Below are 19958 nucleotides of genomic sequence, written 5' to 3'. Positions count from 1 at the left end.
TCCATCTGTTCGGCACGAGGCCATGCCGAACAGACGGAGGAGATGCCGAAGTGACCGGCCTCTACGCCGTGAGCGCCGGCAGCACCAGGCTCACGGCGACGACCAGCATGATCGCGGCGACGACGCCGTCGACGACGCGCCACGCGCCGGGGCGGGCGAGCACGGGCGCGAGCAGCCGCGCGCCGTAGCCGAGGCCGACGAACCACAGGACGCTGGAGACGATCGCGCCGGCCGTGAACAGCCAGCGCCCGTCGCCGTGCGACGCGGCGAGCGAGCCCTGCAGCACGATCGTGTCGAGGTACACGTGCGGGTTCAGCCAGGTGAGCGCGAGCGCCGTGAGCAGCACGGGTCGCGCGCGCCGTCCGGCGTCGGCGACCGCGCCGTCCGACGCGGCCGCCAGCCCGGCCTCGTCCCCGCGCCACGCCCGGCGCGCCGCGAGCGCGCCGTACCCGAGCACGACGGCGGCGCCGGCCCACCGCGCCACCTCCACGACGGCGGGGTGGCTCACGACGAGCGCCCCGAGCCCCGCGGTCCCGGCGAGGTACAGCACGACGTCTGACGCGGCGCACACCGCGACGACGAGGCCCACGTGCTCGCGGCGCACGCCCTGGCGCAGCACGAAGGCGTTCTGCGCGCCGATGGCGACGATGAGGGACAGGCCGAAGCCGAGGCCGGCGAGGAGCGTGAGCACCCCTCGACGCTAGGTCGGCCACGACATGAAGTCCATCTACGGTTTCTTCATCCGATCAAGCTTCGCTTCATCTACGGTGGCACCATGCGATGGGACTCCCGCCAGCTCGAGGCGCTCGCCGCCGTCGTCACCGAGGGCTCGTTCGAGGCCGCGGCCCACGCGCTGCACGTCACGCCGTCGGCGGTGAGCCAGCGCGTCCGCGCGCTGGAGAACGCCGCGGGCTCCGTGCTGGTCCGCCGCACCCGCCCCGTCGCGCCCACCGAGCCGGGGCGCACGCTGCTGCGCCTGGCGCGCCAGGTCGAGCTGCTCGGCGCGGAGGCGGTCCGCGAGCTCGGGCCCCGGGACGCCGACGACGACGGCACCGGCGCCCCGCCCCGCCCGGTCACGGTGCCGATCGCCGTCAACGCCGACTCCCTCGCGACCTGGGTGATGCCGGCGCTGGCACGGGTCGAGGGCGTCTGCTTCGACCTCCACCGCGACGACCAGGACCGCACCGTGGACCTGCTACCGGCCGGGGTCGTGATGGCCGCGATCACGTCGCAGCGCGACGCGGTGCAGGGCTGCACCTCGACGTTCCTCGGCGTCACCCGCTACCGCCCGGCCGCCACCCGGGAGGTGATCGACCGCTGGTTCCCGGACGGCCCCACGATCGAGGCGCTGGGCGGCGCCCCGATGCTCGTGTTCAACCGGGCCGACGACCTCCAGGACGCCTGGCTTCGCGAGCGCGCCGCCGCGGCGGGCGCCGCCGTCCCGGACCCGCCGCGGCACCACGTGCCGAGCACCACGGAGTACGTCGACGGCATCCGCCGCGGCCTGGGGTGGGGCATGTGGGGCCCGCTCCCCGGCCCGGGAGCCCGGTTCGGCATGCTCGACGGCGGGCCGGGCCAGGCCGGCGGACAGGTCGCGCTGCTCGAGGACGACGCCGTCGTCGACGTCCCCATCTACCTGCAGCAGTGGAAGCTGCGCTCGACGGTGCTCGACCGGGTCGCCGGGGCCCTGCAGCAGGAGGCCCGCCGCGCCCTGCCCCAGCGCTGACCTTCCGTCACCGCACGGCGGCGGTCAGGCGCAGACGCCCGGCAGCACGGACGGGCTGGGCGACGAGTCGGGCGAGGCGCCCTCGCCGTCCTTGCCGCCACGGGCGCCGCCGTCCTCGCCGTCGACGGCGTCCGGCGACGCGACCTCGTCGTCGACGGCCGTCGCGCCGTCCGGCGAGGCCGACGCCGTGCCGCTCGGCTCCTCCTCCTTGGCCTCCTTGGCCGGGGCGGTGCCGGGCGGCGCCTCGTCGGCGCGGATCCGCTCCCAGATCGCGTCGGCCTCGGACGTCCACACGACACGGTTGGGGTCGCTCGGCGCGGTGGCCACCGGCACCGACGTGAACACGATCTGCGACGGGTCGAGGTCGCGGATGCTCCACGCGAGGCCCGCGAGCGCCGTCGGGCTCGCGAGCTCGGGGTCCGTGGAGATGGAGCCGAGGATCTCGCGCACCATCCGGTACAGGCGCGGCGAGTCGGTGATGATGTTCTGCGACAGGATCTCGCGCATCGCGGCGTCGAAGAACGCCTGCTGCCGTTCGATGCGCTTGAGGTCGCTGCCGATCTCCAGGCCCATGCCCTCGCCCTTGCGGGCGCGCAGGAAGTTGATCGCGGTGTACCCGTCGAGCTTCTGCTTCCCCTCCGGCAGGTCGAGGTCCACGCGCTGGCCCTTCACGGGCTCGGGCAGGCACATCGTGACCCCGCCGATGGCGTCGACGACGCCGATCACGCCGGTCATCTGCACCACCATGTGGTCGGCGATCCGCACCCCGGTGAGCTTCTCGACGGTGCGGATGGTGCACGCGGCCGCGCCGGTGACGTCCTTGTCCGGCCCGCCGCCGAGCGAGAAGGAGGAGTTGAACATGGCGTTCGTCTGCGGCGCGGTCTCGCCGCCGCCGGGGAGCTTGCAGGCCGGGATGTCGACGAGCGAGTCGCGCGGGATCGAGACGGCCTCGATCCGGCTCCGGTCGCCGGAGATGTGGACCAGGAGGGTGGTGTCCGAGTGGAACTCGTCGCCCTCCCCGGCGATCTCGGCGTTGGCCTCGTCGCGGAAGTCCGTACCCATCACCAGGATGTTGAGGTCCTTGCCCGCGAACGGGTCGGTCGGGTCCTGCTCCGCCGGGACCTCGGGCGGGCGGTCGTCGCCGGCGAGGAGGTCGTCGACGTCGGAGACGCCGATCTGGGAGCGCAGGTCGACGAACGACGCCACCGCGGTCGCCGCCACGAACGCCACCACCGCGGTGACGACGAGGGCGATCGTACGGACGACCCGGTGCGAGGCGAGGCTTGACGCGTGCCGTGGCAGGGTCCGCACAAGCGCGATCCTAGGGCCTGAGCAGCACGTTCGCGCGAGGGGTGCCCCGGGCGACCACGGGATCACCCCCCGCGCGACCGGTCATCGCCGGGCGGCGACGGCCTCGACCGCGAGGCCGGGCTGGTCCGAGAAGACGCCGTCGAGACCGGTGTCGAGGAACGTGTCGAGCTCGGCCGCCAGGTCGCCGTGCGCGGCGGGGTCCGCCGACGAGCGGTGCTCGACCGGGAGGAACTGGTTCTCGGCGCGGAACGTCCAGGCGTAGGCCTCCAGCCCCGCGCGGTGCGCGTCGCGGACCACGGAGGTCGGCCGGCCGAGCGTGCCGTCGGCCGCGCGCGGGACGACGACGTTCTTCTCCAGGCTCGCGATGTCGGCGTACCGGGCCAGGTCGCGCAGGCCGCGCGGGGTGACGAGGTCGGCGTAGGTGCGCGGGTCGCCGGCGGCCACCAGGTCGTACGGCGCTCCGGTCGCGGAGACGTTGAGCGCGAGGCGCACGTCGGTGCGCCGGTCGAGCTCGCGCAGGTTGGTGGTCTCGAAGGACTGCACGACGACGGGCGCGCGCCGCGAGTCGAGGCCGTTCGCGGCGAGCTCGGCCACGAGCGGGTCGGTCAGCGGCAGCCCGATGGACGCGAAGTACGTGGGGTGCTTCGTCTCGGGCGCTACGCCGACCGGCCGGCCGTCGCAGGTCTCGGAGTGGCGGGCGAGGTCGAGCACCTCGTCGAGGGTGGGCACCTGGTACAGGCCGTCGTAGGCGGTGTTGTCCGGGCGGAGCTCGGGCAGCCGCTCCGTGGCGCGCAGCGTCCTCAGCTCGGCGAGCGTGAAGTCCTCGGTGAACCAGCCCGTGACCGGCTTGCCGTCGATCGTCCTCGTGGTGCGGCGGTCGGCGAACTCCGGGTGCTCGGCGACGTCTGTCGTGCCGCCGATCTCGTTCTCGTGCCGGGCCACGAGCACGCCGTCCTTGGTCGGCACGACGTCGGGCTCGATGACGTCCGCGCACTGCAGGATCGCCTGCTCGTAGGCGGCGAGCGTGTGCTCGGGCCGGTACCCGGACGCGCCGCGGTGCCCGACGACGGTGACGCCGTCGTCCCGCGTGCGCTGCTTCTCCAGGTCGACGACGACCATCTCGGTGTCGTCGGGAGTGCCCGGGTTCCGCGCCGCGTTGCCCGGGTAGTTGTTGTCGTTCCCGATGAGGATGCGGCCGTCGCGCAGCCGGAGCACCGTCTCGAACGACTGCACGGGCAGCGCGTACGTCTCGCCCAGGCCGTACCCCTCCCCCGCGTCGATGCCGTCAGGGTTCTCCACCCGCAGCGCATCGAGGACGAGCTCCTTGTGCAGGTACCCTCTACCGCCGCCTTCCCGGTCCGTCTCGCTCAGGTCGATCTCGTAGACCCGCTTGGTCACGGAGGCGGGGCCCTCGAAGTCGTCCCGCTCCACGATCCAGAAAGAGTCCTTGCCGACGGCGAACGCGTCGCCGAGAACGTTGGCCTCCTGGTCGGTCTGGTAGTCCCACGTGCGGCCGGTGTACTCGCCGCGGCGGGTGTCGAACTCGTGGATGACGCGGCGACGCTGGTCGGCGTCGGCGACCAGGGCCCCCTCGAGCACCGGGTACAGGTAGCGCCCGCCCTTGACCCCGGCCATCGCCTCGAAGCCGCGGCTGGCGCGCACGGTGGGCTCCTCGCCGTCGGCGAGGTACGGGTTCTGCGGCGACCTCAGGCGGCCAGGCAGCTCGTACGGCTTCTCCAGCAGCGTGCCGTCCGCGTCGAAGTGCAGCAGGAACGGGCCGAACTCCTCGCCCACCCACAGCGTGCCGTCGTCCGCCCGCACCACGGACTCGACGTCGAAGTCCGCGCCGGTGAGCAGGCGCTCGTCCGTGTCCTCGTTGACGATGTCGAAGTCCAGCACGTGGTTCTCGTCGTCGTAGGAGATGTGGTCCAGCACCTCGATCTCGCCCGAGCCGCTGCCCCGACCGCCGCCGGTGTCCCAGTCCGGCTTCACGAGGTAGCTGCGGAGCAGGAAGTCCGCCGAGTTGCCCTGGCTGCCGAAGCCGTTGTCCGGCTGCGCCCAGAACGTGCCGTCGCCGTTGTCGACCATCGCCGAGAAGCCCGGGATCACCTGACCGTCCCACGGCCCCTGCCGGCCGTTGGCGGCGGAGGCCTGGGAGCCGGACGGCGGCCCCTCGGCGAGGAAGTCCGCGGACAGCGTCGCGCGCCCCTCGAGCGTCGGGACGAGGTGGGTCGTGACGGCGCCCGGTCGCCCGTGGCCGGGCGTCGCGCGATTCGTGCCGTGGTCGCCGGGGCGCCCGTCCGCGAGGGCGGCGGTGCCGGCCGCGGTGGTGAGCGCGACCGCCGCGGCGGCGCCGGCCGCGACGAGGCGCAGGGCGCGAGCCTGGTTCGGTGAGCGAGTCATGGCCCGATCCCACCGGCGCTCCGCGACGGCTCGACGAACCCTGGATGAACGCCGGGCGACGATCCGGTGGCGCCTGAGGAGCCCGGAGCCGAACCACCCGGTCACCCCCTCCCGGGCGATGCCTAGATCTGCTAGGTTCAACACCCCTAGCAGATCTAGACATAGGAGCCCGAGTGCGCTTCGACAAGGACCTGGTGGCGGCGTCCGCCACCCCGCTGGTGCTCGGCATCCTCGCGGAGGGCGAGTCCTACGGGTACGCCATCCTCAAGCGGGTCACGGAGCTCTCCGGCGGCCGCATGCAGTGGACCGACGGGATGCTCTACCCCCTGCTGCACCGCCTCGAGCGCCTGGGCCTCGTCGTCGCGACCTGGGGCACCTCCGAGGCCGGCCGGCGCCGCAAGCACTACGCCCTCACCCCGGCCGGGCACGACGCGCTCGCCGAGCGCCAGGAGCAGTGGTCCGTCGTCGCGGACGTGCTGCACCAGGTCTGGCGGTCCGCCCAGCAGGCGGCCCAGGCCCCGGCCCGCCCCGCCGTCGCGGAGGGCTGGGCCTGATGGCCTCCCGCGAGCGCCTCGAGGCGCAGATCGACCAGTGGCGCTCGTACGTGCAGCGCCACCGCGCCATCGCGCCCGCCGACGTGGACGAGATGGAGGACCACCTGCGCGGCCGGGTCGACGACCTCACCGCGACGGGCCTCGACGACGACGAGGCGTTCCTCGTCGCGGTGCGCCGCATGGGCAACCTCGACGCCGTCTCGCACGAGTTCGCGCGCGAGCACTCGGAGCGGCTGTGGAAGCAGCTCGTCCTCGTCCCGGGCGACGACCCCGCGCAGGCGTCCGGCCCGGCGTGGCGCGAGCTCGCCGTCGTCCTCGCGCTCGCCGTCGGCGCGGGGATCGCGGTGAAGGTGGCGCTCGCGGCCTTCGACACGGACTCGGCGCTGCTGCGCAACGTCCCCCTCATGACGGCGCCCTTCCTGGCCGCCTACTTCGTCTGGAAGCGCCGCGTCGCGTGGCGCGTGGTCGCCGCCCTGCTGGTCCCGTACGCGCTGCTCGCCGTCGTGCTCAACGTCTACCCGTACGTCGACACCGGGTCGACCGTCGTCCTCGCGGCGATCCACGCCCCCGTCGTGCTGTGGGCGCTGGTCGGCGTGGTCTACGTGGGCGGCCGCTGGCGGGACCAGGACCCGCGGATGGACTTCGCGCGCTTCACCGGCGAGCTCGTCGTCTACGTGACGCTGCTGGCCATCGGCGGCGGGGTGCTGCTGGGCCTCACGGCCGCGACCCTGAGCCTCGTCGGCGTGGACATCGAGCCCGCGATGGAGAGCTGGATCATGCCGTTCGCGGTGCCGGGCGCCGTCGTCGTCGGGGCGTGGCTCGTCGAGGCGAAGCAGGACGTCGTGGAGAACATCGCCCCCGTCCTCACGCGCGTCTTCACGCCGCTGACCACGGTGATGCTGCTGGTGACGCTCGTCGTCCTGCTCGGCGCCGGCGGGCTCGCCGACGTCGAGCGCGAGCTGCTCATCCTCATGGACGCGATCCTCGTGCTGGTGCTCTGCCTGCTGCTGTACTCCGTCTCGGCCCGCGACTCGCTCGCCCGCCCGGGCTGGTTCGACGGCCTGCAGCTGGTGCTCGTCGCGGCCGCGCTCGCCGTGGACGCCGTCGCCCTCACGGCGATGCTCACCCGTATCGCCGAGTTCGGCTTCAGCCCCAACAAGGTGGCCGCCCTCGGCCTCAACCTGCTGCTCCTGGTGCACCTGGCCCGGTCCGGGCTGCTCCTGCTCGGCTTCTTGCGCGAGCGGCAGCCGTTCGGCGCACTGGTCCGGTGGCAGACGCGCTTCCTGCCCGTCTACGCGGTGTGGGCGGCGCTCGTGGTGGTGGCGTTCGGGCCGGTCTTCGGCTTCGCCTAGGACGCCGTCGGCCGCGGCGAGCGTCAGGGTCCGTCAGGCCAGCTTGACCCAGCCGTCCTTGCGGTAGGCGGGCGTGGCGAACGCGAGCACGGCGATCGCGCAGGCCAGCGCGACGAGCATCACCCAGGACATCGCGACGGCGTCGCCGCCGAGCACGCCCACCAGCGGCGACACGAGGCCGGCGACGCCGGACTGCACGGCGCCGATGACCGCGGCCGCGGTGCCCGCGCGCTCGCCGTGCCGGGACAGCGCGATGGCCGACGCGTTGGCGGGGATCAGCCCCTGGAAGGCGAGCACCACCCACAGCATCGCGAGGAGGCCGATCAGCCCGCCGGCCCCGGTGAGGGCCACCGCCAGCAGCCCCACCGCGACGACGCCCTGGATCGCGAGCGCGGCGCGCAGCAGCCGGATGGGCGCCACCCGCCGCACCAGCGCGGCGTTCACCTGCGCGGACAGCACCAGGCCCAGGCCGTTGACGGCGAACAGCACGGAGAACTGCCCGTGGCTCAGCCCGTAGCCCTCCTGGAAGATGAACGGCGAACCGACCACGTAGCTCATCAGCACGGCCTGCCCGAGCCCCGGGATGACGGCGAGCGCCATGAACTGCTTGTCCTTGACCAGCGTGCGGTAGCCGGCGAACACGCTGCGCGCACCGCCGGTCTGCCGTCGTCCGGCCGGGAGCGTCTCCGGCATGAACCGCCACACGACCAGGCCCATCGCCACGCCCGCGAGCGCCAGGAAGCCGAAGACCCAGCGCCAGCCCGCCGCCGCGGCGACGGCGGAGCCGAAGGTCGGCGCCAGCATGGGCGCGACGCCGATGACGAGCATCAGCCGGGACAGGATGCGCGCGGCCTCGGCGCCGACGAACCGGTCGCGCACGACCGCCATCGCCGCGACGCCGCACGCGGCGTTGAAGAAGCCCTGCAGGAGGCGCAGCCCCACGAGGACGGTCATGTTCGGCGCGAACGCGCACAGGATCGACGTCACGACGTGCAGCGCGAGGCCCCACATGAGGGGCGCCCGGCGCCCGAAGCGGTCGGACAGCGGGCCGATCGTGAGCTGGCCCAGGGCGCCGCCGATGAGCATCACGGAGACGGACAGCTGCGCGAACGAGGCGGAGGAGCCCAGGTCCGCCGCCACCTCGGGCAGCGACGGCAGGTACATGTCGACGGTGAACGCCGGCAGCGCCGCGAGCGACCCGAGCATGATGACCCAACGGTACGGAGAGCGGGCGCGCGGAAGTCTCGCGGAGTCGTCGGGCATGGCCACCATCGTATCGAATCGTTACGACCAGGCCCAGGGAGAATCCCCCGGCCGGCCGCCCGGGTGTCGGTGGGATGCGTCACGATGGACCCATGTGCGGCCGCTACGCGTCCTTCCGTGACGCCCAGGACATCGCCGACGACCTCGCCGTCGCCGAGATCGCGGAGGACGCGCGCCTCCTGCCCCCGTCGTGGAACGTCGCCCCCACCGACCCCGTGCGCATCGTCGTCGAGCGCCCGCGGCGGCTCGAGGGCGGGCAGACCGGGGAGATCACCCGCTCCCTCCGGCTGGCGCGCTGGGGGCTCGTGCCGTCGTGGGCCAAGGACCCGTCGATCGGCGCGCGCATGATCAACGCGCGCACCGAGACCCTGATCGACAAGTCCGCGTTCGCGAAACCCCTCGGCGTCCGGCGCTGCCTGCTGCCGGCCGACGGCTACTACGAGTGGCGCAAGCTCGAGCTGCCGCCCGGCGCCCCCGCGCGGGGCGGGTCGAAGGGCGGGTCGAAGGGCAAGGTGCCGAAGCAGCCGTACTGGATCCACCCGGACGACGGCGGCGTCGCGGCGCTCGCCGGCCTGTACGAGTTCTGGCGGGACCGGACCAAGGCCGACGACGACCCCGACCGCTGGCTCGTCTCCGCGACGGTGATCACCACGGCGGCGTCGCAGGACCTGGAGCGCATCCACGACCGGATGCCCGTGGTGCTGCCGCGGGCGTCGTGGGACGCCTGGCTCGACCCTGCGGTCGGGGCCGAGCAGGCGATGGGCATCGTGACGGGTCCGCAGGTCGGGATGGCGACGCGTCCGGTGGGCGACGCCGTCGGGTCGGTGCAGAACAACCGGCCCTCCCTGCTCGACGTCGACCCCGACCCGCGGGACCCGGACGTGGTCGCCGTCGGCCGCGACTGAGGATCTCGGTCAGGCGCCGGTGTAGGCGCGCTGCAGCCGCACCGGCGTGATCTCGCCGATGCCCTGCACCTCCTGGGGCGGCTGCGCCGTCAGGGCGTAGCGGGACGACGACGCGAGCAGGGACGCCGTGTGCGGGTCCACCAGCACGGTGGCCGGCTCGGCGAGCTCGGTGATGCGGGAGGCGAGGTTGACGTCGGAGCCGAACACGTCGCCGAACCGCGACAGCACCCGCCCCCACACGAACGCGACGCGCACGGGGATCTCGGGGTCGGTGGCGTGCGGCGCGGCCAGGCCGAGCGCCACCTCGGCGCCCGTCGTCACGTCGTCGGCCACGAACAGCACCGCGTCGCCGATGGTCTTGACGACACGACCGCCGGCCTCGGTGATGACGTCGCGGGCGCGGGACTCGAAGAGCTGCACGAACTCCGACAGCTCCTGCGACCCGAGGCCCGCGGTGCGCTTGGTGAACGAGACGATGTCGGCGAACCCGACGGCGCGCGGCAGCGGTAGCTCGTCGTCGTGCGCCTCCTGGGTGCCGCGACGCGCGCCGCCGAACTCGGTGGCCAGTCGCCCCGTGAGCGCGGCGAGCTGGCGCCGCCAGGCGTGCTCGAGCTGGCGCGACAGCTGCGAGGTGAGGTCCGGCATGCGGTCGATGGCGGCGAGCCGCGCGCTCACGTCGTCCAGGCCGTCGCGGCGGCTGAGGTGCTCGACGAACGCCTCCACCTGCCACAGGGCGAGCCGGTCCGTGGTGTGCCCGAGGGAGCGGATGAGCGTCATCTGGGCCTGCTCGTCGAGCCGCTCGGCGTCCACGAGCTCGCCGATCTCGCGCAGCGCCTGCATGTCCGCGTCGGTGAACCCCACCTCGGCGGGGTGGGTGACGGGCAGCCCCAGCCAGCGCCAGTAGTTCTCGATGAACTCCTGCGACAGCCCGGTGCCCTCCACGAGGTCGGACAGCGTGTACCGGCGCGGGCCGCCGAGGATCGCCTCGTCCAGGCGGGCCGCGGTGTCCCCCGCCCGCCGGGCGTCGTCGTCCGTCGGCAGACCGGGTCCCGTCGTGGTGTCGCTCGTCACGCCCCCACTGTAGTCAGCGCGGGCTGTGCCCCGGCTGGGAGCCCCGGGCCGGCGCCCGATGAGTTCGCGTCCCGCCGGCGGTCGATGAGCACGTCCCGACCACGACGCCCGCGCGAGAGGAGCGCGACGATGCCCCACGACCACACGACGAGGCCGGCACGGAGCTTTCGCTTCGGGGTCGTCGCCCCCGTCGGCACCGACCTCCCCGCGTGGCGGGACCAGGCTCGCCGGATCGCCGACCACGGGTACTCGACCCTCCTGATGCCCGACGTCCAGCAGTGGCAGCCGGCACCCGGCCCTACCCTGGCTGTCGCGGCGACGCTCGCCGACGTCCGCGTCGGCACCTGGGTGTACGCCTCGCCGCTGCGCCCGGCCCGCACCGTGGCCTGGGAGGCGCACTCGCTGTCGGTGCTCACCGAAGGCCGGTTCGAGATGGGCCTCGGCGCCGGGCGGCCCGGCATCGAGGACGAGCTGCGGGAGCTGGGCATGCCGGTCCTCTCCGCCGAGCGACGACTGGCGCGCATGGCCGAGGCGGTCACGCTGCTCCGTCGGCTCGACGGCGCGGCGCGGCGCACGCCGGTCGTGATGGCGGTGCGGGGCCCGAAGGCCCGCGCCCTCGCCGCCGGCCTCGCGGACACGGCCGCGGTCGCGATCATGCCGGACGACCCGCGGGCCGTGACGATGGGGATCGCGGCGGACCTCCGGTCACGCGCGGACCTCGAGCTGGCGTTCCACGCGGCCGTGGTCGGCGATGCCGTCTCCCCGTTCATGGCACCGCCCGACACCGACACCGGCGCGCTGCGCGCGGCGGACTCGCTGCTGCAGCTGCCCGCCGACCCCGGGGCGGCCACCGAGGAGATCCTGCGGCGACGCGAGGAGGGCGGCTTCTCGTACGTCGTCGTCGGTGCGAACGCCGCCGACCGGCTCGCTCCCGTGGTCGCCGAGCTCGCCGGCCGCTGACACGACCACGGTCATGCCGTGCGCAGGTGGTGCACGTCCCCGGCCGTGACGGTCCGCTCCCCGCCCGCCGTCGCCAGCACGAGCGCGCCGTCGGCGGCGACACGCACCGCCTCGCCCTCCACCACGTCGCGGCCGCCGGCGAGCTCGGCGCGCACCGCCGTGCCGAGCGTGGCCGACGCCGCCGCATACCGCGCCGCGAGCCCGGCCGCGCCGGCGTCCCCGCCGGCGGCCTCCAGGTCCGCCACGACGCCGACCAGCTCGCGCACGAGCGTGCCGAGCAGCGCGCCGCGGTCGGCCCGCGCCCCCTCGAGCGCCAGCGACGTCGCGGTCGGCACGGGCAGCTCGGCCGCGGACTGGTCCACGTTCAGCCCGACGCCGACGACGACGCCGGCGGGCCCCTGACGGTCGAGGGCCGGCACCACCTCGGCCAGCACGCCCGCCACCTTGCGGAACGACCCCAGCCCGGCCGCGTCGTCGGCGGCCGGCAGCAGCACGTCGTTGGGCCACTTCACCGCGGCCCCGGGCACCCCGGCGGCGTCCACCGCGCGCGCGACGGCGAGGCCGGCGAGCAGCGGCAGCCAGCCCAGCCGGGCGGGCTCGAGCCGCGGGCGCAGCAGCAGCGAGACGGTGAGCGCGGCGCGCGGCGGCGTCTGCCACCCGCGCCCCGCACGCCCCCGCCCCGCCGTCTGGTGCTCGGCGACGAGCGCCGCGGGCGCGGGCCACTCCCCCGGCTCCCGGCGGACGGCGTCGGCGAGGTCGGCGTTCGTGGAACCGGACGCCTCGACGACGTCGAGGCGGGCGAGGGGGCCGGAGGGCGCGAGCAGGTCGCGGCGCAGGGCGGGGAGATCGAGGGGGTCTCGGCGGGGGTCGTGGCTCACGTCCCCGATCGTCCCGCATCTCACCGCCACCGACCCTTTGTGGGGTCCCTCCAAAGAATCCGGGCGGGCCGCAGCCTGTCGCGCATCGATGCGTGGCAACCCACCAACTAGGGTCGGTCGGGTGAACGACGCCACCTCCTCGACCGACATCGAGTCGCCCGCCCTCTCCGGCACCGCCGCCAAGCTCGCCGACCTGGAGCGCCGGCGGGCCGAGGCCGTGACCGACGCCGAGGAGAAGGCGAAGGCGCGGCAGCACCCGCGCGGCAAGAAGACGGCCCGCGAGCGCATCGAGGCGCTGCTGGACGAGGGCAGCTTCGTCGAGCTCGACGCGCTGGCCATGCACCGCAGCCGCAACTTCGGCCTCGACAAGCGGCGCGTCGCGGGCGACGGCGTCGTGACCGGCCACGGCACGGTCGACGGGCGCCAGGTGTGCGTGTTCAGCCAGGACTTCACGGTCTTCGGCGGCTCGCTCGGCGAGGTGCACGGCGAGAAGATCGCCAAGGTGCAGGACCTCGCGCTGCGCACCGGCGTGCCGATCATCGGCATCTCGGACGGCGGCGGGGCGCGCATCCAGGAGGGCGTCGCGGCGCTGACGCAGTTCGCCGAGATGTTCCGGCGCAACGTCGCGGCCTCCGGCGTGATCCCGCAGATCTCGCTCATCCTCGGTCCCAGCGCGGGCGGCGCCGTCTACTCCCCCGCCCTGACCGACTTCATCGTCATGGCGGACGGCACGTCCAACATGTTCATCACCGGCCCGGACGTGATCCGCACGGTGACGGGCGAGGACGTCGACTTCGAGACCCTCGGCGGCGGCCGCACGCACAACGCGACGTCGGGCGTGGCGCACTACCTGGGTGCGGACGAGGACGACGCGATCGACTACGTGCGCCACCTCGTGGGTTACCTGCCGCAGAACAACCTCGGCGACGCGCCGTCGTTCCCGCCCGAGGACGAGACGCCGCTGGAGGTCACCGAGGACGACGAGGCGCTCGACGTCATCGTCCCCGACAGCGACAACCAGCCCTACGACATGCGCGCCGTCGTCGAGACGGTCCTCGACCCCGAGTCGTTCCTCGAGGTGCAGCCGCTCTTCGCGCAGAACGTGCTGATCGGGTTCGGCCACGTCGAGGGCCAGTCGGTGGGCATCATCGCCAACCAGCCGCTGTCCATGGCGGGCACCCTCGACATCGACGCCGCCGAGAAGGCGGCCCGGTTCGTGCGCACCTGCGACGCGTTCAACCTGCCCGTGCTGACCTTCGTCGACGTCCCCGGCTTCCTGCCCGGCGTCGGCCAGGAGCACCAGGGCATCATCCGGCGCGGCGCCAAGCTCATCTACGCGTACGCCGAGGCGACCGTCCCGCTGGTCACCGTCATCACGCGCAAGGCCTACGGCGGGGCGTACATCGTCATGGGTTCCAAGCAGCTCGGGGCGGACGTCAACCTCGCCTGGCCGACGGCGCAGGTCGCGGTGATGGGCGCGTCGGGGGCGGTGAACATCCTGCAGCGCTCGGCGCTCAAGGAGGTCGCGGAGTCCGGCGGTGACGTCGAGGCGGAGCGGCAGCGCCTCACGGACGAGTACACCGAGGCGATCGTCAACCCGTGGGACGCCGCCGAGCGCGGCTACGTGGACGCCGTCATCCGCCCGTCCGAGACGCGCGTGCAGGTGGTGCGCGCGCTGCGGGCGCTGCGCACCAAGCGCGCGAGCCTGCCGCCCAAGAAGCACGGCAACATCCCCCTGTGACACCGTCGGTGGTTGAGCGCCGTCGAAACCGGGAAGAATGAGCAGATGAGCCACGAGGACGCCACGCACGGACCCGCCCCGCTGGGGTCGGTCGACCCCGAGCCGATGCACCGCGCCGTCGACGCGCTGGCGGCCGCCCTGCACGAGTACGTGCAGACCGCGGTCGGCGTGCGCGCCGAGTTCGGCGCCTCCGAGGCGGACGAGGACCCGCGCGTGCTCGCGCTGGAGAACCGGGTGGGCCAGCTCAACGCCTCCGTCTTCGACGCGCTGCACGACGGGCTGGGCATGCACCCCGACCTGACGAGCTCCGTGTGGGAGGGCGACGAGGAGGAGGACGAGCACACCCACGACGCCCCGGAGGGCGCCGTGCCGGCCGAGGTGTTCTACCTCGGCTTCGTCGTGGCCGACCCGACGCCCGGCTCGCCCGGCACCCTGGACGGCGTCGTCGAGCTGCTCGACGAGGCCGGCGGTGACGTCGCGCAGCGCCTGTTCGACGGCGGCTACGAGGTCGCGGAGTGGGCGACGTCGCGTGGGGCGGCGGTGGAGTTCGGCGACGACGACCTCGACGACGAGCTGGACGACCGGCTGGACGACCGGTTGGACGACCGGTTGGACGACGAGGACGGCGACGACCCGCTCGGGGGTGCGCGATGAGCAACGAGGTGCGCGTGGTGCGCGGTCGGCCCGACGACGTCGAGGTCGCCGCGCTGGTGGCCGGGCTCGCGGCGGTCGCGTCGGCGAGCGGGCTGCCCGACGACGAGGCCCCCGTCGAGGAGTGGACCAACCGCGCCCGCACGGTGCGCGGCAACGGCGCGGGCGTGACCGCGAAGAGCTTCGGCGGTCGCTGGGGCCGCCACAACGCCGACGCGTGGCGCTGGAGCCTGCACTCGTGAGCGTCGTCTGGCAGCAGGTCGAGAGCCCCGACGAGGTCGACGCGCCGCTGGAGGAGCTGCCCGCTCCCCCGCGCCCGGGCTGGCTGCGACGGTGGCTGTGGGCGCCCGCCCTCGTGGTCACCGCCGGCCTCTACGTGCTGCGGCGCACGATCGAGGACCCGTCCGGCGAGCTCGAGCTGTGGCTGTTCATGGGCATGCTCGCCGGCCTCATGGTCACCGCCGTCGCCGCCCTGGTCCGCTACCGGGACGACCAGCACCAGGCCACCGAGGGGCGCGACGCCGCGGCGTTCGGCGCGGACAGGCGGTCGGTCACCGGATCGGTCTCCGTGAACGAGCGCCGCACGAGCTCCGGCCTCCTGCTCAGCGGCGTGGTGTCCTACCCGACGGACGACGGCACGGCCGACCGCCCCTACTCGTCCCTGGTGCGGCCGGACGACGAGGAGCGGCTGCCTCCGCCGCGTGACGGCGACCCGGTCGCCGTCTGGTGGGCGCCGGGCACCGAGACCGTCGTGGTGCGATACCACCGCGACTGGGCCGACGCCGTCCGCCGCCGCACCCGCAAGCGCTGACGCGTCAGCGCGACGCGCGCCCGGCCGCGAACAGCCGGCACGCGTGCGCGGCCGTGCGCTCCAGCTCGACCTCGGCGTCGCGGGAGAGCTCGGCGAGCGTGCGTGGCCCCGGCGCGAGGGAGAACGCCCCCGCGATCCCGGCCTCCGCGACCCGGGCGGGCGTGAGCTCCACGCCGCCCGCCACGACGACGACCGCCGCGCGGCCGGCCACGAGCCGCACCACGGTGTCGACGACCTTGCCGTGCAGGGACTGCTCGTCGAGGCGGCCCTCCCCGGTGAGCACGAGGTCGGCGCCCTCGAGCGCGTCCACGAGCCCCACCGCCTCGGCGACGAGCTCGCCGCCGGGCACCAGCTCCGCGCCGAGCGCGGCCGACAGGCCCACCGGCAGCCCGCCCGACGCGCCGGCACCCGGCAGGTCGCGCGCGTCGTGACCGGTCGCGGCGGCGAGGGCGTCGGCGAGGTGCGCGAGCCCGTCGTCGAGCAGCGCGACGTCCTCCGGCGTCGCGCCCTTCTGCGGCCCGAAGACGGCGGCCGCCCCGCGCGACCCGAGCAGCGGGTTGTCGACGTCGCACGCGATGCGCCACCGCAGCGTGCGGGCGCGGGCGTCGAGGCCGGACAGGTCGACGGAGGCCAGGGTGCGCAGGCCGCCACCACCCGGAGGGACGGGGGCGCCGGCCGCGTCGAGGAACCGGGCGCCGAGGTCGGTCAGGAGCCCCGCCCCGCCGTCGGTCGAGGCCGACCCGCCGACGAACAGGACGGCCTCCTCGGCGTCCGGGGCGGCGTCGAGCGCGGCGAGCACCACCGTGCCGACGCCGTGGCTGGTCGCGTCCAGCGGCCGCAGCGCGACGTCCGAGACCTTCGGCAGCCCGTAGGCCTCCGCCGCCTCGACCGCGAGGGTGCGGCCGTCGGGCGAGACGCCGTAGCGCGCGGTGGTCGGGCGCCCGAGGGCGTCAGTCGTGGCGCAGGTCCGGGGCTCCTCGCCCCACGCCCCGAGGATCGCGTCCAGGGTGCCCTCGCCGCCGTCGGCGAACGGCACGGCGCGCACGTCGGCGTCGCCGCCCAGGGCGGCGCGGGCCCCGGCCGCGAGGGCCGCGGCCACCTGCGTCGCCGTGGCGCTGCCCTTGAACGAGTCGGGGGCGACCACGACGCTCAGGGGTCGGGTGCGGGGGGCGGGGGTGTCCTTCACGTCCTCGTGCACGAGGCCCGAGGCTAGCCGAGCCGCCGGGCCGGGGCGTCCTCGTCTCGCGGGAACGTCTCGCGGGCAGGTCCCGCAGGCACCGCGCGCGAGCACAGAGGGACCCCGCGAGGATCGAGGCACGGGCGTCCGAGCCCGGACTCAGCAGAACGGAGGCAGCTCATGGGTATCGGAACGGGCATCTTCCTCATCGTCGTCGGCGCCGTCCTCGCATTCGCCATCGCGCCGGACACCTGGGAGGTCGTCAACCTGAACATCGTGGGCTACATCTGCATCGGCGCCGGGGTGCTCGCGCTGATCCTGGGACTCGTGCAGAACCGGCAGCGGGCACACACCAGCCACACCGTCGAGCGGTACGACGACCGCCGCCAGCCCCCGCCGGCCTGAGCGGACCGGAGCCGGGCGCGCGGCCGAGCGGGGCTAGGCTTCGCGTGTGACTCAGCACACCGTCCCGGCCGCCCCTCGAACCCCCTCGGCGGTCGACGCCGTCGCCGACGCCTACGTCGCCCGGTCCGCCGAGCTCGACCCGCTGCTCGCCACCGCGATCGGGCTGCCGGGTCACGACCACCGCATGACCAACCTGTCCCCCGCCGGGCACGAGGAGCGGGCCGAGGCGGACCGCGCCGTGCTGCGCGAGCTGGACGTGGCCGAGCGCGACGGCGGCCCGCTGGACGCCGTCGACCGGGTCACCCTGGCCGCGATGCGCGAGCGGGTGGGCCTGGCGCTCGAGCTGCACGACGCCGGCGAGCCGCTGGCGAGCCTCAACAACATCGAGTCGCCGGTGCAGCAGCTGCGCGACGTCTTCGACCTCATGCCCACCGGCTCGGTCGAGGCCTGGGAGAACATCGCCGCGCGCCTGGGCGCCGTGCCCGACGCGATCGACGGCTACGTCGCGTCGCTCACCGAGGCCGCGCGGCGCGGCCAGGTCGCCGCGATCCGCCAGGTGCGCGAGGGCGTGTCCCAGTCGCGCGAGCTCGCCGGCCTCGACGGGCACGAGTCGTTCTTCGACGGCCTCGTGCGCAGCGACGACGCCGCCGCCGTCCTGGACGAGTCGAGCGCGTGCAGCCTCGTGCGCGCCGAGCTGGAGCGCGGCGCGACCGCCGCCCGCGGTGCCTATGCCCGCCTCGCCGAGTTCCTCGAGCGCGACCTCGCGCCGCAGGCGCCGGAGCGCGACGCCGTGGGCCGCGAGCGCTACGCGCGCTTCTCCCGCGAGTTCCTCGGCGCCGAGGTGGACCTCGACGAGACGTACGAGTGGGGCCTCGACGAGCTCGCCCGCATCGTGGCCGAGCAGGAGGCCGTGGCCCGCCAGATCGCCGGTGCCGGCGCGAGCGTCGAGGACGCCGTCGCCGCGCTGGACGCCGACCCGGCCCGCACGCTGCACGGCACCGACGCGCTGCGCCGCTGGATGCAGGAGACCGCGGACGCCGCCATCGAGGACCTCGCGGGCACGCACTTCGACATCGAGGGCCCGGTGCGCACCATCGAGTGCCGCATCGCCCCCACCCAGACCGGCGGCATCTACTACACGCCCCCGAGCGACGACTTCTCCCGGCCCGGGCGCATGTGGTGGTCGGTGCCCGCCGACGTCACCGAGTTCAACACCTGGCGCGAGAAGACGACCGTCTACCACGAGGGCGTGCCCGGCCACCACCTGCAGTGCGCGGCCGCCGTCGTCGCGCGCGACACGCTGAACTCGTGGCGCCGCCTCATGTGCTGGGTCTCAGGGCACGGCGAGGGCTGGGCCCTGTACGCCGAGCGGCTCATGGCCGACCTCGGCCACCTCGACGACCCGGGCGACCGCTTCGGCATGCTCGACGCGCAGCGGATGCGCGCGGCCCGGGTGGTGCTCGACATCGGCGTGCACCTCGGCAAGCCCGCCCCCGAGCAGTGGGGCGGCGGGGTGTGGGACGCCGAGAAGGCGTGGCCGTTCCTTAAGGCGAACGTCAACATGCCCGAGTCGTTCGTGCGTTTCGAGCTCAACCGGTACCTCGGCTGGCCCGGCCAGGCGCCGTCGTACAAGGTGGGCCAGCGGCTGTGGGAGCAGGCGCGCGACGACGCCCGGGCGGCGGCGCAGGCGCGCGGCGAGGAGTTCGACCTGCGGGCGTTCCACGCCCGGGCGCTCAGCCTCGGCTCGGTCGGCCTGGACGTGCTGACCGGCGCCCTGCGCGACGCCCGCTGACGCGGCGCGCTCCCCCCGCCCCGCATGGAAGGCATCCTCACCGGCTTCGCGATCATCGGCGTGGTCATCGCCGTCGGGTACGTCGCGGCGCGCCTGCGCCTCGGCGGGCCCGACGCCCGGACCGCGCTGAACCGCATCGGGTTCTTCGTCGCCAGCCCCGCGCTGCTGTTCACGGTCATCGCGGACGCCGACGTCGGCGAGCTCTTCCAGGCGCCGCTGCTGGTGCAGGCGATCGCCGCGGTGGCGGTCGCGGCGGTGTTCGTCGTCGTCAACCTGCTCTGGCTGCGCCGCCCCGCCACGGAGGCGACGATCGGCGCGGTCTCGGCCGGCTACGTGAACGCCAACAACATCGGCCTGCCCGTGGCCGTGTACGTGCTGGGCGACCCCGCCGCCGTCGTGCCGGTGATCCTGCTGCAGCTGCTGATCCTCGCCCCGGTGACGCTGCTGGTGCTGGACGCCCAGACGTCGGGGCGGGTGTCGGTGGGGTTCGTGCTGGCCCAGCCGGTGCGCAACCCGATCATCCTCGGCTCGCTCGCGGGCGCGGTCGTCTCGCTGACGGGCTGGAGCGTCCCGGCGCCGGTGCTCGCGCCGCTGGAGATCCTCGGCGGCGCGGCCGTGCCGATGATCCTCCTCGCCTTCGGGATGTCGCTCCACGGGTCGCGCCCCTTCCAGCAGCCGGGCGGGCGCACGGCCGTCGTGGTCGCGTCGGTGCTCAAGGCGGTCGTCATGCCGGCGCTCGCCTTCGTCCTCGCGCGGTACGCGTTCGGGCTGGACCCCGCGCAGGTGGCGACGGCGGTGACGCTCGCCGCGCTCCCCGTGGCCCAGAACGTGTACAACTACGCGGCGCGCTTCCGTACCGGCGAGCTGCTCGCGCGCGACACCATCCTGGTCACGACCGTCGCGTCGCCCGTCGTCCTGCTGGTGTCGTCGCTGCTGCTGCACACCGGCTGACTGGTTA

At 74.5% G+C, this 19958-nt stretch carries 19 protein-coding genes; 12 read left to right on the top strand and 7 right to left on the bottom strand.

The window, feature by feature from the left end; all coding sequences use genetic code 11:
- Positions 1 to 61 precede the first annotated feature (61 nt).
- Positions 62 to 691, bottom strand: a complete 630-nt coding sequence (locus ACFQ8T_RS12480) for a LysE/ArgO family amino acid transporter (RefSeq protein WP_430546851.1) — start codon at positions 689 to 691, stop codon at positions 62 to 64.
- Between the two features lie 84 nt (positions 692 to 775).
- Between ACFQ8T_RS12480 and ACFQ8T_RS12475 the strand changes: the two genes are divergently transcribed.
- Entirely contained in the window at positions 776 to 1726 is a 951-nt protein-coding gene (locus ACFQ8T_RS12475) for a LysR family transcriptional regulator ArgP (RefSeq protein ID WP_430546850.1), read from the top strand.
- Positions 1727 to 1750: 24 nt separating this feature from the next.
- Here the strand turns inward: ACFQ8T_RS12475 and ACFQ8T_RS12470 are convergent, their stop codons facing one another.
- Positions 1751 to 3037, bottom strand: a complete 1287-nt coding sequence (locus ACFQ8T_RS12470) for an LCP family protein (protein ID WP_430546849.1) — start codon at positions 3035 to 3037, stop codon at positions 1751 to 1753.
- Positions 3038 to 3118: 81 nt separating this feature from the next.
- Complete coding sequence (locus tag ACFQ8T_RS12465; RefSeq protein ID WP_430546848.1) at positions 3119 to 5440, bottom strand: esterase-like activity of phytase family protein; 2322 nt, start codon at positions 5438 to 5440, stop codon at positions 3119 to 3121.
- A gap of 173 nt (positions 5441 to 5613) precedes the next feature.
- On the opposite strand from ACFQ8T_RS12465, the gene ACFQ8T_RS12460 reads away from it, so the two are divergent.
- Together ACFQ8T_RS12460 and ACFQ8T_RS12455 are read left to right on the top strand one after the other, a co-directional pair.
- Positions 5614 to 5994, top strand: coding sequence for a PadR family transcriptional regulator (locus ACFQ8T_RS12460; RefSeq protein WP_430546847.1), 381 nt, complete (start codon positions 5614 to 5616; stop codon positions 5992 to 5994).
- Positions 5994 to 7346: a permease prefix domain 1-containing protein gene (locus ACFQ8T_RS12455; protein ID WP_430546846.1), complete on the top strand. Its 1353-nt coding sequence runs from the start codon at positions 5994 to 5996 to the stop codon at positions 7344 to 7346. Before ACFQ8T_RS12460 ends, ACFQ8T_RS12455 begins: the two co-directional genes overlap by 1 nt.
- Before the next feature lie 33 nt (positions 7347 to 7379).
- Here ACFQ8T_RS12455 and ACFQ8T_RS12450 read toward each other — a convergent pair whose 3' ends face one another.
- The gene (locus tag ACFQ8T_RS12450) at positions 7380 to 8609 is read right to left on the bottom strand and encodes a multidrug effflux MFS transporter (protein WP_430546845.1); all 1230 of its coding nucleotides are present in this window, start codon (positions 8607 to 8609) and stop codon (positions 7380 to 7382) included.
- 92 nt (positions 8610 to 8701) lie between these two features.
- Between ACFQ8T_RS12450 and ACFQ8T_RS12445 the strand changes: the two genes are divergently transcribed.
- On the top strand, positions 8702 to 9514 hold the full coding sequence (locus ACFQ8T_RS12445) for an SOS response-associated peptidase (RefSeq protein WP_430546844.1): 813 nt from the start codon (positions 8702 to 8704) through the stop codon (positions 9512 to 9514).
- Between the two features lie 9 nt (positions 9515 to 9523).
- Here the strand turns inward: ACFQ8T_RS12445 and ACFQ8T_RS12440 are convergent, their stop codons facing one another.
- Positions 9524 to 10585 (bottom strand): adenylate/guanylate cyclase domain-containing protein, encoded by a 1062-nt coding sequence (locus tag ACFQ8T_RS12440; RefSeq protein ID WP_430546843.1) that lies wholly within the window; start codon positions 10583 to 10585, stop codon positions 9524 to 9526.
- A gap of 129 nt (positions 10586 to 10714) precedes the next feature.
- Here ACFQ8T_RS12440 and ACFQ8T_RS12435 point away from each other — a divergent pair, with 129 nt between their 5' ends.
- Positions 10715 to 11545 carry an LLM class flavin-dependent oxidoreductase gene (locus ACFQ8T_RS12435; RefSeq protein ID WP_430546842.1) on the top strand — a complete coding sequence of 277 codons (831 nt, stop codon included), beginning with the start codon at positions 10715 to 10717 and terminating at the stop codon, positions 11543 to 11545.
- Positions 11546 to 11556: 11 nt separating this feature from the next.
- On the opposite strand, the gene ACFQ8T_RS12430 is transcribed toward ACFQ8T_RS12435, so the two are convergent.
- On the bottom strand, positions 11557 to 12423 hold the full coding sequence (locus tag ACFQ8T_RS12430) for a biotin--[acetyl-CoA-carboxylase] ligase (protein WP_430546841.1): 867 nt from the start codon (positions 12421 to 12423) through the stop codon (positions 11557 to 11559).
- Between the two features lie 88 nt (positions 12424 to 12511).
- Between ACFQ8T_RS12430 and ACFQ8T_RS12425 the strand changes: the two genes are divergently transcribed.
- Genes ACFQ8T_RS12425 through ACFQ8T_RS12410 form a run of 4 tightly spaced genes read left to right on the top strand, consistent with a single transcriptional unit; the run spans position 12512 to position 15626 of the window.
- Positions 12512 to 14164 (top strand): acyl-CoA carboxylase subunit beta, encoded by a 1653-nt coding sequence (locus ACFQ8T_RS12425; RefSeq protein WP_430546840.1) that lies wholly within the window; start codon positions 12512 to 12514, stop codon positions 14162 to 14164.
- Positions 14165 to 14209: 45 nt separating this feature from the next.
- Complete coding sequence (locus tag ACFQ8T_RS12420) at positions 14210 to 14818, top strand: hypothetical protein (protein ID WP_430546839.1); 609 nt, start codon at positions 14210 to 14212, stop codon at positions 14816 to 14818.
- Complete coding sequence (locus ACFQ8T_RS12415) at positions 14815 to 15057, top strand: acyl-CoA carboxylase epsilon subunit (RefSeq protein ID WP_429762479.1); 243 nt, start codon at positions 14815 to 14817, stop codon at positions 15055 to 15057. The genes ACFQ8T_RS12420 and ACFQ8T_RS12415 overlap by 4 nt, the downstream gene beginning before the upstream one ends.
- Positions 15054 to 15626, top strand: coding sequence for a hypothetical protein (locus tag ACFQ8T_RS12410; protein ID WP_430546838.1), 573 nt, complete (start codon positions 15054 to 15056; stop codon positions 15624 to 15626). The genes ACFQ8T_RS12415 and ACFQ8T_RS12410 overlap by 4 nt, the downstream gene beginning before the upstream one ends.
- A 4-nt stretch (positions 15627 to 15630) precedes the next feature.
- Here ACFQ8T_RS12410 and ACFQ8T_RS12405 read toward each other — a convergent pair whose 3' ends face one another.
- Complete coding sequence (locus tag ACFQ8T_RS12405) at positions 15631 to 16824, bottom strand: glycerate kinase (protein WP_430546837.1); 1194 nt, start codon at positions 16822 to 16824, stop codon at positions 15631 to 15633.
- Between the two features lie 159 nt (positions 16825 to 16983).
- Here ACFQ8T_RS12405 and ACFQ8T_RS12400 point away from each other — a divergent pair, with 159 nt between their 5' ends.
- The 3 genes from ACFQ8T_RS12400 to ACFQ8T_RS12390 are packed head-to-tail and all read left to right on the top strand — an operon-like array spanning position 16984 to position 19951.
- Complete coding sequence (locus ACFQ8T_RS12400; protein WP_430546836.1) at positions 16984 to 17208, top strand: DUF6458 family protein; 225 nt, start codon at positions 16984 to 16986, stop codon at positions 17206 to 17208.
- A 46-nt stretch (positions 17209 to 17254) separates the two neighbouring features.
- On the top strand, positions 17255 to 19000 hold the full coding sequence (locus ACFQ8T_RS12395) for a DUF885 domain-containing protein (protein ID WP_430546835.1): 1746 nt from the start codon (positions 17255 to 17257) through the stop codon (positions 18998 to 19000).
- Between the two features lie 24 nt (positions 19001 to 19024).
- Positions 19025 to 19951 (top strand): AEC family transporter, encoded by a 927-nt coding sequence (locus ACFQ8T_RS12390; protein WP_430546834.1) that lies wholly within the window; start codon positions 19025 to 19027, stop codon positions 19949 to 19951.
- Positions 19952 to 19958: the final 7 nt, after the last annotated feature.

Origin of the sequence: Isoptericola sp. NPDC056618 (assembly GCF_042792715.1) — a bacterium.
Classification (GTDB): Bacteria; Actinomycetota; Actinomycetes; order Actinomycetales; family Cellulomonadaceae; genus Isoptericola; species Isoptericola nanjingensis.
Note: the sequence above shows the minus strand (reverse complement) of the source record. Positions and strands in the feature narration are given on the sequence as shown.

What these genes read in the sequence shown, in the direction of transcription:
- ACFQ8T_RS12475 (WP_430546850.1), top strand. Translation starts at nt 776, where the DNA reads ATGCGATGGGACTCCCGCCAGCTCGAGGCGCTCGCCGCCGTCGTCACC.
- ACFQ8T_RS12465 (WP_430546848.1), bottom strand. Translation starts at nt 5,440, where the DNA reads ATGACTCGCTCACCGAACCAGGCTCGCGCCCTGCGCCTCGTCGCGGCC.
- ACFQ8T_RS12455 (WP_430546846.1), top strand. Translation starts at nt 5,994, where the DNA reads ATGGCCTCCCGCGAGCGCCTCGAGGCGCAGATCGACCAGTGGCGCTCG.
- ACFQ8T_RS12450 (WP_430546845.1), bottom strand. Translation starts at nt 8,609, where the DNA reads ATGCCCGACGACTCCGCGAGACTTCCGCGCGCCCGCTCTCCGTACCGT.
- ACFQ8T_RS12445 (WP_430546844.1), top strand. Translation starts at nt 8,702, where the DNA reads ATGTGCGGCCGCTACGCGTCCTTCCGTGACGCCCAGGACATCGCCGAC.
- ACFQ8T_RS12435 (WP_430546842.1), top strand. Translation starts at nt 10,715, where the DNA reads ATGCCCCACGACCACACGACGAGGCCGGCACGGAGCTTTCGCTTCGGG.
- ACFQ8T_RS12425 (WP_430546840.1), top strand. Translation starts at nt 12,512, where the DNA reads ATGCGTGGCAACCCACCAACTAGGGTCGGTCGGGTGAACGACGCCACC.
- ACFQ8T_RS12420 (WP_430546839.1), top strand. Translation starts at nt 14,210, where the DNA reads ATGAGCCACGAGGACGCCACGCACGGACCCGCCCCGCTGGGGTCGGTC.
- ACFQ8T_RS12415 (WP_429762479.1), top strand. Translation starts at nt 14,815, where the DNA reads ATGAGCAACGAGGTGCGCGTGGTGCGCGGTCGGCCCGACGACGTCGAG.
- ACFQ8T_RS12400 (WP_430546836.1), top strand. Translation starts at nt 16,984, where the DNA reads ATGGGTATCGGAACGGGCATCTTCCTCATCGTCGTCGGCGCCGTCCTC.
- ACFQ8T_RS12390 (WP_430546834.1), top strand. Translation starts at nt 19,025, where the DNA reads ATGGAAGGCATCCTCACCGGCTTCGCGATCATCGGCGTGGTCATCGCC.